This is a genomic window from Allochromatium tepidum, from assembly GCF_018409545.1.
In the GTDB taxonomy this organism is placed as follows: Bacteria; Pseudomonadota; Gammaproteobacteria; order Chromatiales; family Chromatiaceae; genus Thermochromatium; species Thermochromatium tepidum_A.
The window spans coordinates 292501-304079 of record NZ_AP024563.1 but is presented as its reverse complement, the minus strand read 5'-3'; the positions used below and the strand labels follow the sequence as shown (position 1 = coordinate 304079).

Annotated in this window: 9 protein-coding genes and 2 rRNA genes (1 of these 11 running past the window's edge); 7 read left to right on the top strand and 4 right to left on the bottom strand. The window is 64.0% G+C overall.

Annotated features, from left to right (window positions below):
- The first annotated feature begins 33 nt into the window (after nt 1-33).
- Complete coding sequence (locus Atep_RS01475) at nt 34-642, top strand: BON domain-containing protein (protein WP_213379801.1); 609 nt, start codon at nt 34-36, stop codon at nt 640-642.
- A complete protein-coding gene (locus Atep_RS01470) occupies nt 635-2020 on the top strand; it encodes an FAD-binding oxidoreductase (RefSeq protein ID WP_213379800.1) in 1386 nt (461 codons plus the stop codon). Before Atep_RS01475 ends, Atep_RS01470 begins: the two co-directional genes overlap by 8 nt.
- Here the strand turns inward: Atep_RS01470 and ptsP are convergent.
- Complete coding sequence (ptsP, locus tag Atep_RS01465) at nt 2017-4278, bottom strand: phosphoenolpyruvate--protein phosphotransferase (RefSeq protein ID WP_213381352.1); 2262 nt, start codon at nt 4276-4278, stop codon at nt 2017-2019. The genes Atep_RS01470 and ptsP overlap by 4 nt on opposite strands.
- A gap of 107 nt (nt 4279-4385) precedes the next feature.
- A complete protein-coding gene (locus Atep_RS01460) occupies nt 4386-4934 on the bottom strand; it encodes an RNA pyrophosphohydrolase (protein ID WP_213379798.1) in 549 nt (182 codons plus the stop codon).
- A gap of 205 nt (nt 4935-5139) precedes the next feature.
- On the opposite strand from Atep_RS01460, the gene Atep_RS01455 reads away from it, so the two are divergent.
- The 5 genes from Atep_RS01455 (at nt 5140) to Atep_RS01435 (ending at nt 9267) form a co-directional block, all read left to right on the top strand.
- The gene (locus Atep_RS01455) at nt 5140-5796 is read left to right on the top strand and encodes a histidinol-phosphatase (RefSeq protein ID WP_213379796.1); all 657 of its coding nucleotides are present in this window, start codon (nt 5140-5142) and stop codon (nt 5794-5796) included.
- A gap of 117 nt (nt 5797-5913) precedes the next feature.
- Nucleotides 5914-6675, top strand: a complete 762-nt coding sequence (locus Atep_RS01450) for a GNAT family N-acetyltransferase (RefSeq protein ID WP_213379794.1) — start codon at nt 5914-5916, stop codon at nt 6673-6675.
- Nucleotides 6676-6701: 26 nt separating this feature from the next.
- Nucleotides 6702-7535, top strand: coding sequence for a lysophospholipid acyltransferase family protein (locus tag Atep_RS01445; RefSeq protein ID WP_213379792.1), 834 nt, complete (start codon nt 6702-6704; stop codon nt 7533-7535).
- A gap of 3 nt (nt 7536-7538) precedes the next feature.
- On the top strand, nt 7539-8768 hold the full coding sequence (locus Atep_RS01440) for a glycosyltransferase family 4 protein (RefSeq protein WP_213379790.1): 1230 nt from the start codon (nt 7539-7541) through the stop codon (nt 8766-8768).
- Nucleotides 8740-9267 (top strand): phosphatase PAP2 family protein, encoded by a 528-nt coding sequence (locus Atep_RS01435; protein ID WP_213379788.1) that lies wholly within the window; start codon nt 8740-8742, stop codon nt 9265-9267. Before Atep_RS01440 ends, Atep_RS01435 begins: the two co-directional genes overlap by 29 nt.
- Nucleotides 9268-9448: 181 nt before the next feature.
- On the opposite strand, the gene rrf is transcribed toward Atep_RS01435, so the two are convergent.
- A 5S ribosomal RNA gene (gene rrf, locus Atep_RS01430) occupies nt 9449-9564 on the bottom strand.
- A 79-nt stretch (nt 9565-9643) separates the two neighbouring features.
- Nucleotides 9644-11579: ribosomal RNA gene (locus tag Atep_RS01425) — 23S ribosomal RNA — on the bottom strand; it runs 957 nt beyond the window's last position.

The window sequence follows — 11579 nt, the reverse complement described above, 5'->3', positions numbered from 1 at the left end:
CATCGCTCATCAAAGCCCTTCATCCCGATCCCAATGAATAGAACGTACTCGAAGCCGATCACTCTGGCGGGCGCCGTGCTCGCATTCGCGCTCTCGGCGACTGGATGTGCGCCCCTGGTCGTGGGCGGCGCGGCGGTCGCCGGCGCCTCGGCCATCCATGATCGTCGCCCGGCCCAGACGATCCTCGACGATCGGCAGATCGAGTTCGCCGCCGCCCAGGCGATCTTCCAGGATCGCGACCTCGGCCGAGGTGCGCGGATCATCGCGACCAGCTACAACCGCAGCGTCCTGCTCACCGGACAGGCCGAATCGGCGGATCTCGCGCAGCGAGCCGGCGAGCGGATCAGCCGACTGCCCAAGGTCGCGCGCGTGATCGACGAGGTCCGCGTCGGGCCGCGCATCGGGATGGGCCGCCAGTCCGAAGATACCTATATCGCCTTGCGCGCCAAACTGGAGCTGGCCGGCATCGAATTGCCCGATTTCGATCCGACCCGCGTCAAGATCGTGGTCGAGGATGGGATACTCTATCTGCTTGGGCTGGTCACGCCGCGCGAGGGCGATCTCGTCGCCGAGCGGGTGCGCTATGTGCCGGGTGTGCGCAAGGTGGTCAAACTCTTCGAATACTGGACGCCCAATGCCTGATCTCACCGCTGGACTGCGCGCCGAGCTGGCGCGAATCGCCGGCGACGGTGCTCTGCTGACCGACCCGGCCGACTGCTGGCCCTATGGTTACGACAACAGCCGTCGTCAGGCGCTACCTCAAGCGGTCGTCTTCGCGCGCGATGAGGATCGGGTCGCCGCGCTGGTCCGGCTCTGTGCCGAGGCCGGACTGCCGCTGATCGCCCGTGGACTGGGCACGGGCACCACGGGGGCGACTGTACCCGATCGCGGCGGCATCGTGCTCTCGTTCGAGCGCATGGATCAAATAAAGCGCATCGAGCCCGGCGACCGGCTGGCGGTGGTCGAGCCCGGCGTGACCAACGCGCGATTGCAGCAGGCCATCGCCGCTGCCGGCTTCTTCTGGCCGCCGGACCCGACCAGCGCGGCCACCTGCACCATCGGCGGCAACCTAGCCTACAACTCAGCCGGTCCGCGCGCGGTCAAGTACGGCACGCCGCGCGAGAACACCCTGGGTCTGCGTGCGGTGAGCGGCACGGGCGAGGTCTTCCACACGGGCGTCCTCACCACCAAGGGCGTGGTCGGCTATGACCTGACGCGGCTCATCATCGGCTCAGAGGGCACGCTCGCGCTCGTCACCGAGGCCACGCTCAAACTCACCCCGCTGCCGGAGGCCAAGCGCACCCTGCGCGCGACCTATGCCGACATCCACAGCGCCGCGCTCGCCGTCTCGGCCATCATGGCCCAGCCGGTCACGCCCTGCGCGCTGGAGATCATGGACGGCTCGGCGATCGAGATGGTCAGCCGCTATTCCGAACTCGACCTGCCGGACGGCGCCGGGGCGCTGCTGATGATCGAGGTCGATGGCCCGGCGGCCTGTATCCGGGAAGCACAACGGGCGGTCGGTGAGGCGGCGCGTGTCTCGGGTCTGCTGGAGCTGCGGCTCGCCGAGACGGCTGACGAGGTCGCCGCGCTTTGGAAGACGCGCAAGGCCCTCTCCCCGGCCCTGCGTCACATCGCGCCGAAGAAGATCAATGAGGACGTGGTGGTGCCGGTCTCGCACATGGGCGAGTTCATCGATGGGTTGGAGCAGTTGGCGCGCGAGACCGGCATCCGGATCGTCAACTTCGGCCATGCCGGCAACGGCAACATCCATGTCAATCTGCTGATCGACCCGGACGACGCCGAGGAGGTCGCGCGCGCGGCGCACTGTCTGGATGCAGTCTTCGCCCTGGTGCTACGGCTGGGTGGGACGCTCTCGGGCGAGCACGGTGTGGGGCTGGAAAAGCGCGATTTCGTCGACCGCGAACTCGATCCGATGGCACTGAAGCTCATGCACGCCATCAAGGCGCAGTTCGACCCGGCGGGCATCCTCAATCCAGGCAAGTCACTACCCGGCTAACGGCCCGGTCGCACCAGACCACCGAGGCCGACGGTCTCCAGCGCGTCGAGCAACAGTCGGCGCACCGAGCCGGCATCCTCGCATTGCAGGGCGACCTTGAGCACCTCGCGCGCCCGCGCCCGGCTGATGCTGCGGATGACCTTCTTGACCCGCAGCAGACTGCCGGCCCCCATGCTGAGGCTGTGCACACCCATCCCCAGCAGCAGGAAGGTCGCCAGCGGATCACCGGCCATCTCGCCGCAGACGCTGACCTCCTTGCCGTGAAGCCGCGCCCCGGTCAGGATCTGGAGCAGCGCGCGCAGAACAGCCGGGTGATATTCGTTGTAGAGCTTGGCCACATGCGGATTGTTGCGATCGACGGCCAGCAGATATTGCGTGAGATCGTTCGTCCCCACCGACAGGAAATCGACCCGGCGCGCCAGCGCCTCGGCCTGATAGACGGCCGCCGGCACCTCGATCATGACCCCGACCGGCGGCATCCGCACCTGATAGCCCTCCTCCAGCAGCTCGTCATGGGCACGCCGGATCAGGAGCAAGGCATCGTCGACCTCGCCGACGGTGCTGACCATAGGCAGCAGCAGTTGCAGGTTGTCGAGTCCGATGGCCGCGCGCAGGACCGCGCGCACCTGGGTCAGGAAGATCTCGGGATGGTCGAGCGTGATGCGGATGCCGCGCCAACCCAGGAAGGGATTGGCCTCGTGCATCGGAAAGTACGGCAGCGGCTTGTCGCCGCCGATGTCGAGGGTGCGGATCGTCACCGGACGCGGCGCGAACAGCTCCAGCACATGCCGGTAGTTGGTCATCTGCGCCGCCTCGCTCGGAAAGCTGTCGCGCACGATGAAGGGCAGCTCAGTACGGTAGAGACCGACGCCGGCCGATTCCTCGATGCCGAGCGGACGGCTCTCGGACACCAGCCCGGTGTTGAGATAGAGCGGGATCAGATAGCCGTCGGTGGTCTCGGCCGGCAGATGACTCAGCGCTTGCAGCTCGCTGGTCAGGGCCGCGTCATCCTCGGCCAGACGCTGATACTCCGAACGCACCGCCGGCCCCGGCGAGACATAGACGCGCCCGCGATAGCCGTCGACCACCATCTCACGGCCCTCGACGCGCCCCACCGGCAGATCCGACACCCCCATGGCCGCCGGGACGCCCATGCCGCGCGCCAGGATGCCGACATGGGACGACCCCGAGCCCGTGGTCGAGACCACCCCGGCCAGCTTCTCACGCGGCACGTCGGCGATCTGCATGGCGCTGATCTCGTCGCCTACCAGGATGGTGCGCGGCGGATACTGGATCGGCGCGCCGGCCCGATTCTGCAGGTACATCAGGATACAGCGTCCCAGGTCGCGCACGTCCGTGGCGCGTTCGCGCAGATAGGCATCGTCCATGGCGTCGAACACCCGCGCATGTTCGGCGATGGTCTCACGCAGCGCGCCGGGCGCCCAGTTGCCGGCGCGAATCCGCGACAGGGTGCCGTCGATCAGGGTGTCGCTCTCCAGCATCAGGCGCCAGGCGTCGAACAGCGCCATGTCTTCGACGCGCAGATGCACCTGAGCGCGGCCGGCGAAGCGGTCGAGATCCCCGGCGACCTCACGCACGGCACGCCGGAAGTCCTCCGCCTCGATCTCCGGATCCTCGGGACGTCGATCGGGCACCGCGTCCAGGTCGGCGGGCGGATAGACCACCACCGCCTGCCCGAGGCCGATGCCCGGCGAGGCGGCCAGCCCCGGCAGGAAGCGCTGCGGGATGCCGTCGTCCTGCAGGCGCGCCAGCTCGCCGCTGGTGCGGGCGAAGGTGATGGCGCCGGCCAGCTGCGAGGCCAGGGTCATCACGAAGGTCACTTCGTCCTCGCCGAAGTGGCGCCGCCAGCGCTGGCGCAGCACCAGAACGCCGAGCACCTTGCGGTTCTGGATGATGGGCGCGCCGAGAAAACCGTGATAACGTTCCTCGCCGGTGTCGATGATGCACTCGTAGCGCGGATGATTGGCCGCGTCGTCGAGGTTGATCGGCTCGGCGCGTTCGCTCACCAGCCCGATCAGCCCGCGACCGAGTTCGAGTCGCACCCGCCCCACGGCATCCTGACGCAGACCCTCGGTCGCGTGCAGGACGTGGCGATGGTTATCGTAGTCGTTGAGATAGACCGAACAGACGTCCGCACCCACGGCCTGCTTGACGCGCTGGACGATGATGGAGAGCGCCTGCTCGAGATCGCCGGCGTTGTTGACTTCCTGAACGATGCGTCTGAGTGATTCGAGCATGCTGGGCGAGGTGAGCAGACCTGGAGCGGATGGGATCGCGGACGAATGGGCGCCTGAGTGCATGCGGAGTTAGGCCGGTGTCTCAGCCCTGGCGCGGCGCACGACGCTCACGGGTATCCCTGGCGCAGCAGCCTGGAGGGGCCGGCATAGACATGACGGCGCTCCGGCACGCCTTCCGGATAGAGGGTCGGCGCCAGTTCCTCGAGCGCCTGCTGATAGACATGGCGCTTGAAATACACGACCTCGTAGAGTGGCTGCCAGTATCTGACCCAGCGCCAGGCGTCGAATTCGGGCTTGTCGGTGCGATCGAGACAGAAGGCCTCCTCGCCGCAATCGACCCGCAGCATGAACCAGACCTGTTTCTGGCCGATGCAGGTCGGACCCGGCCCGCAGTAACGGTGCCGGATGTAACGCTTGGGCAGGTGATAGCGCAGCCAGCCGCGCGTACTGCCTAGGATCGTGACCTGCTGCTCGCAGAGTCCGACCTCCTCCTCCAGCTCGCGGAACATGGCCTGCTCGGGTGTTTCGTCGGGGTTTATCCCACCCTGTGGAAACTGCCAGGCATTCTGGCCGACGCGGCGCCCCCAGAATAGGCGACGGTCCCGATTGCTCAGGATGATGCCGACATTGGGTCTGAAGCCGTCATGGTCGATCAAGGATGGGTCTCTCCCTGGCTGGTGGCCGGCTCATTCTTCCATAGAGCAGTCGTTTCCGGCAAGCCGGCGTCTGTATAAGCGATTTCCAATCAAGAGCTTGGTCGTAAACACTTGAAACCCGCGCGCCGATCCCGGAGTATGGCACTCAAAGGGCGCAAGATCCGCGCCAGACTCCACTTCAATCTTTCAGACTGGAATCGACCGCGTGCCACTCGCTATCTTCGATCTCGACAACACACTCCTGGACGGTGACTCGGACTATCTCTGGGGCTGCTATCTCGCCCGGCATGGACTCGTGGACGGTGCGGAGTACGCACGCGAGAACGAGCGATTCTACCGCGAATATCAGGACGGAACCCTGGATATCCAGGAGTTTCTGCGTTTCTCACTACGTCCGTTGCGCGAGCATCCGCGCGAGCGTCTGGAGGCGCTACGCGCGCGCTTCCTCGAAGAGCAGATCGAGCCGATCATGACCCCGGCGGCGCGCGCGCTCGTCGAACGCCACCAGTCCGCCGGCGACATCCTGCTCATCATCACCGCGACCAATGCCTTCGTCACCGCGCCCATCGCCGAGCGCTTCGGCGTGCCGCATCTGATCGCCACCCTGCCCGCCGAGCGCGACGGGGTCTATACGGGTGAGGTCGAGGGTGTGCCCTCCTTTCGCGAGGGCAAGGTCGAGCGGCTCGAACACTGGCTCGTCGAGCAGGGGCTGGATCTGGCGGGCAGTTGCTTCTACAGCGACTCGCACAACGATCTGCCGTTGCTGGAGCGGGTCGAGCGGCCGATCGCGGTCAATCCGGACGCCCAGTTGCGCGCCACGGCCGAGACGCGCGGCTGGCCGATTCTGTCGCTGCGGGCCTGAACCCGAGCTTGAACACGCGACCCGCGTTCACGGAGCTGTCATCCGCCCCACATCAGGCCGCAACACTCGCCGCCTAAGATAACCCTCCAGGCATTCTTCAACCTGTGAGGGCATTCGATGGTCGCTTCGGCTTCCGCGTCGCTCGCCAAGCGCGGCGAGCGTCTCTATGTCGAGATCGCAACGTCCGAGTCCGAGGTCCGTGAGGCGCAGGCACTGCGCTATCAGGTCTTCGGCGAGGAGATGGGCGCACGGCTCAAGGGCGCGCCCGGTTACGATCACGATGCGTTCGACGACCATTGTCAGCATCTGCTGGTTCGCGATTCGCGCACCGGGCGTGTCGTCGGTTGCACCCGTCTGCTGACCGACGCCAGCGCCGCACGGATCGGAGGCTTCTATTCCGAGAGCGAGTTCGAGCTGGACGCCATCAAGCGGCTCGACGGACGCCTGCTGGAGGTCGGCCGTACCTGCATCGCGCCCGAGTTCCGGCAGGGGTCGGCGATCGCCGTGCTCTGGTCGGGGCTGGCCGGATTCGTCCAGCTCAACGGCTTCGATTATCTGTTCGGCTGTGCCAGCGTCCCGCTCGGCGAGGACGACATCCAGGCGGCCGCCATCATGAACCGACTGCGCCGTCAGGCGCCGGCGCCCGAGGATCGGCGCGTCACGCCGCTTGCTCCGCTGCTCACGACCCAGGTCGCCGACGACGTCCTGGACGCGCCGTTGCCGCCCTTGCTGCGTGCCTACGTCCGTCTGGGCGCCAAGGCATGCGGCGAACCCTGTCGTGATCCGGATTTCGGCGTGGCGGACGTACTGATGCTGCTCGACATCGACGCCCTGAGTCCGGCGTACTCACGCCACTTCCTCGATAGGCACGGTCTTTGAGACAGTCCGAGCGACATTTGAGGGTCATGATCGCACGAACACTCTGGAGAAGCTGGCGGGTCGGCGAGCATCTGGCGACCGGAACGCTGGTCGGTCTCTATGCCGCGCTCCAGGGTCGCGCGCATCGGCAACCGCGTTGGCTGCCGCGTGCCGTGCGCTGGTGGCATGGGCGGCTGGTGCGCGCCCTGGATGTTGAAGTACGGATCGAAGGGCGGTTGGAGCCGGGCTGTCTGCTGGTCGGCAACCATGTCTCCTGGCTCGACATCCCCATTCTGGGCGCTCAGGGTGAGATCGGGTTTCTGGCCAAGTCGGACGTCCGGCGCTGGCCGCTGATCGGCTGGCTGGCCGACCTCGCGGGCACCCGCTTCATCGAGCGCGGTGCACATCGAGCGGAGTCTGTGATCCATCGACTGCTGGCGGATCTGGCCTCGGAGCGCACGGTCATGATCTTTCCCGAGGGCACCACGACGGATGGCCGAACGCTCGGACGCTTCCATCCGCGACTCTTCGCCATCGCCCAGCATCCCGATGTTCGTGTACAGCCGGTCGCCATCCGCTACCGGCGTCGCGACACCTTCGCCCTCGATCAGTCCGTACCCTATGTCGGCGACGACAGCCTGATCGCCAATCTCAGCCGACTCGTCCGGCATCCGGGGCTGATCGCCTGTGTCCATTTCCTCCCGCCCATGCAGGCTCTGGACAGTGAGTCACGCCGCGCACTCGCCGAGCGCGCCCGCGCGGCCATCCTCGAGACGCTCGACGGCGCGGAGACCACGCCCCTCATGATAGGCAAGGACACGGTTGTATCGGTGCACGACGACGATGCAAGTCCATGCCGGCTGGAGCCTGGAGCCGTTTGAATCATGTCCGGAGAAACGCGGATCACCGCTCCGTCCAAAGGCGATCGGCTCAGGATCGCCATTGTCACCGAGACCTATCCTCCCGAGATCAACGGCGTGGCCAATACCATGCGCCATCTGGCCGAAGGCATGGCCGCACGCGGACATGGGATCCAGTTGATCCGGCCACGACAACCCGCCGATCCTCGACACTCCGAGCCATCCGATGTGCTCGATCTGCATCTGGTGCCGGGCCTGCCGATCCCCGGCTATCGCGGTCTCCGTTTCGGGCTTCCGGTCTATTGGCGTCTGCGGCGTCTCTGGCACCGCCGCCCGACGGATCTGGTCTATATCGCCACTCAGGGGCCACTGGGTCACGCCGCGCTCTCAGCCGCGCAAGCACTCAAGATTCCGACGATCACCGGTTTTCATACCCATTTCCAGCACTATAGCCGGCATTACGGACTGGGCGCCCTGACCCGTCAGATCGCCGAGACCCTGAGACACTTCCACAATCGCTCCGATGCCACCTTGGTTCCGACTACCGAGTTGCGTGACAGTCTGGCCGCCGAAGGATTCGAGAACCTCCATGTCTTTGGACGTGGAGTAGACGTCGATCAGTTCGCGCCGGATCGGCGCTCCGCTGAACTGCGCCGCTCCTGGGGCTGCAATGAGGACGATCTGGTCGTCCTCTATGTGGGTCGGATCGCGGCTGAAAAGAATCTGGCCCTGGCGCTCGCCGGGTTCCGCGCCATCCAGCAGCAGTGTCCGAGCGCGCGCTTCGTGCTGGTCGGCGATGGTCCCGAACGCCCGCATCTGCAACAGGAACACCCGGATCTGATCTTCGCCGGCGCGCGCGTCGGCGACGAGCTCGCCGCTCACTATGCCTCGGGCGATCTCTTCCTCTTTCCGAGTCTCACCGAGACCTTCGGTAATGTCGTCACCGAGGCCATGGCCAGCGGTCTGCCCGTCATCGCTTTCGATTATGCGGCCGCACGTGCCTATGTTTCCTCATGGCTCAACGGCGTGACCGTGCCGACCGATGAGCCTGAAACATTCGTCCATGTCTGTCTGGAGTGCGTTGGCGATCGGGAACGACTACGCCAAATGGGACTCGAAGCCAGAAGGCGTGCGCTGGATATTGGCTGGGAGCGCATTCTAGGCCGTGTCGAAGAGCATCTGTTCGCCGTGATCCATAGCAAACGAGGTCAAGCGGGGTCCTGTCATGCAAGCCTGGCTACGACATCTGAATGAATTGGAAGTATCCGTCTGTCGCCTCTGGAGCCGTTCGGGGCAAGGTCGTTGGATCCGATATCCCTTCGCGCTCGTCAGCCGACTGGGTGATGGGGTGTTCTGGTATAGCCTCATGGCCGCCCTACCCCTGGTCTATGGGCTGAACGGATTACAAGCCAGCCTGCACATGCTGGCGACCGGCAGTATCGCATTGTTGCTCTACAAATCACTCAAAGGCATGACTCGGCGGTCTCGTCCCTGTCATCACGCCAGTGACATCACGGCACTCGTCCCGCCACTCGATCAATACAGCTTTCCCTCGGGTCACACGCTCCACGCCGTCGTGTTTTCGAGTGTCGCCATCTACTACTTCCCTGTATTGGCCTGGATCCTGGTTCCTTTCACGACTCTGATCGCGCTGTCTCGCATCATTCTCGGGCTGCATTATCCCAGTGACGTTCTGATGGCGACTCTGATTGGTTTGGGGCTGGCTTATGCGAGTCTTTCGGCCTTCGCGTGAAGTTGGCGAACAGATCTGCGATCGATGGAACGATCGCCGGACCGGCCGAGGTGGCCAGTTCAAAGCCAAAACTGATCAAGTGCTCAAAGGGGAGACATCTGGCTGGCCGAGCGAGTAGGAGCCGGCTCCAAAGCCAAAACCCCCGCCACTGTTGGGTGGAAGGGGTTTTGAGGGGAGAGGGCCCTGGCGGTGCCCTAGGTTCGCATGGGGAGGCCCCACACTAGGATCGGCGAAGACTTGTTTCACGTCTGAGTTCGGGACGGGATCAGGTGGTTCCAGGTCTCTATGGCCGCCAGGGAAAGGGTGGGAGCGTCGGTATGGAGGCCGACGATCCGCGAAACGGTGAGAGCGTAAGGGTAACGCACTTGGGTGTTATATGGTCAAGCCGCACGGTCGATTAGTACGGGTTAGCTGCACGTGTTACCACGCTTCCACATCCCGCCTATCCACGTCGTGGTCTTCAACGGACCTTTAGGGGCATCGCGTGCCCAGGGAGATCTCATCTTGGGAGGGGCTTCCCGCTTAGATGCTTTCAGCGGTTATCCCGTCCGTACATAGCTACCCGGCAATGCTTCTGGCGAAACAACCGGAACACCAGGGGTACGTCCACTCCGGTCCTCTCGTACTAGGAGCAGCTTCCCTCAAATCTCCAACGCCCACGGCAGATAGGGACCGAACTGTCTCACGACGTTCTAAACCCAGCTCGCGTACCACTTTAAATGGCGAACAGCCATACCCTTGGGACCGACTTCAGCCCCAGGATGTGATGAGCCGACATCGAGGTGCCAAACACCGCCGTCGATATGAACTCTTGGGCGGTATCAGCCTGTTATCCCCGGAGTACCTTTTATCCGTTGAGCGATGGCCCTTCCATACAGAACCACCGGATCACTATGACCTACTTTCGTACCTGCTCGACTTGTCCGTCTCGCAGTCAAGCACCCTTATGCCATTGCACTCAGACGGTTGATTTCCGACCAACCTGAGGGTACCTTCGTGCTCCTCCGTTACGCTTTGGGAGGAGACCGCCCCAGTCAAACTACCCACCATGCACGGTCCCTGACCCGGATGACGGGTCGAGGTTAGAACGTCGAACCGACCAGGGTGGTATTTCAAGGCCGGCTCCACGGCCACTGGCGTGGTCGCTTCAAAGCCTCCCACCTATCCTACACAAGTCGGTTCAACGTCCAGTGCAAAGCTATAGTAAAGGTTCACGGGGTCTTTCCGTCTAGCCGCGGGGACTCGGCATCTTGACCGAGAATTCAATTTCACTGAGTCTCGGGTGGAGACAGTGCCGCCATCGTTACGCCATTCGTGCAGGTCGGAACTTACCCGACAAGGAATTTCGCTACCTTAGGACCGTTATAGTTACGGCCGCCGTTTACCGGGGCTTCGATCAAGAGCTTCTCCGTGCGGATAACCCCATCACTTAACCTTCCGGCACCGGGCAGGCGTCACACCCTATACGTCCGCTTGCGCGTTTGCAGAGTGCTGTGTTTTTAATAAACAGTCGCAGCGGCCTGGTCACTGCAACCCGCTTCGGCTCCTGCCGCGAGGGCCTTCACCTACCACGGGCGCACCTTTTCCCGAAGTTACGGTGCCGTTTTGCCTAGTTCCTTCACCCGAGTTCTCTCAAGCGCCTAGGGATTCTCACCCAACCCACCTGTGTCGGTTTGGGGTACGGTCACACACCACCTGAAGCTTAGAGGCTTTTCTTGGGAGCCGGGCATCAATCACTTCGTGTCCGTAGACACTCGTCATGGGGTCTCGGGATTGTGCGCCCGGATTTGCCTAAGCACACTCCCTACACCTTTGAACCGGGACTACCAACGCCCGGATGACCTAGCCTTCTCCGTCCCCCCATCGCAGTGGTGTCTGGTGCGGGAATCTTGACCCGCTTCCCATCGACTACGCCTTTCGGCCTCGCCTTAGGGGCCGACTCACCCTGCGCCGATGAACGTTGCGCAGGAACCCTTGGGTTTTCGGCGAGGGGGACTCTCACCCCCTTTGTCGTTACTTATGTCAGCATTCGCACTTCCGATACCTCCAGCCGGCTTTACAACCGACCTTCGACGGCTTACGGAACGCTCCCCTACCATGCGGTTGCCCGCATCCGCAGCTTCGGTACAGACTTTGAGCCCCGGTACATCTTCCGCGCAGGCCGACTCGACCAGTGAGCTATTACGCTTTCTTTAAAGGGTGGCTGCTTCTAAGCCAACCTCCTGGCTGTCTGGGCCTTCCCACATCGTTTCCCACTGAAGTCTGATTTGGGGACCTTAGCCGGCGGTCTGGGTTGTTGCCCTTTTGACGAC